This window comes from Paraburkholderia sp. J67 (assembly GCF_905220265.1).
GTDB lineage: Bacteria > Pseudomonadota > Gammaproteobacteria > Burkholderiales > Burkholderiaceae > Paraburkholderia.
Genome location: NZ_CAJMZK010000117.1, coordinates 1 through 355, shown reverse-complemented (window position 1 = coordinate 355; position 355 = coordinate 1). Strand labels below are relative to the sequence as shown.

Annotated in this window: 1 protein-coding gene; it reads left to right on the top strand. The window is 69.0% G+C overall.

What is annotated here, in order from left to right:
* The coding region (locus U5782_RS41435) for an AMP-binding protein (RefSeq protein ID WP_322049646.1) at positions 1-355 on the top strand (355 nt) is incomplete at both ends.

The following is a 355-nucleotide window of genomic DNA, read 5'->3' as shown; positions in this document are numbered from 1 at the left end:
GCGTATCGGCGCGACGCACTCGGTCGTGTTCGGCGGCTTCTCGTCGAAGTCGCTCAACGAACGCATGGTGGACGTGGGCGCGGTCGCGCTCGTCACCGCCGACGAACAGATGCGTGGCGGCAAGGCGCTGCCGCTCAAGAACATCGCCGACGAAGCCCTCGCGATGGGCGGCTGCGAAGCCGTGCAGACCGTGTTCGTCTACCGGCGCACGGGCGGCAAGGTCGCGTGGCACGAAGGCCGCGACCTCTGGATGGACGAAGTCTCGGCGGCGGAAAGCGACACCTGCGCGCCGGAGCCCGTGGGCGCGGAACACCCGCTCTTCATCCTCTATACGTCGGGCTCGACGGGCAAGCCG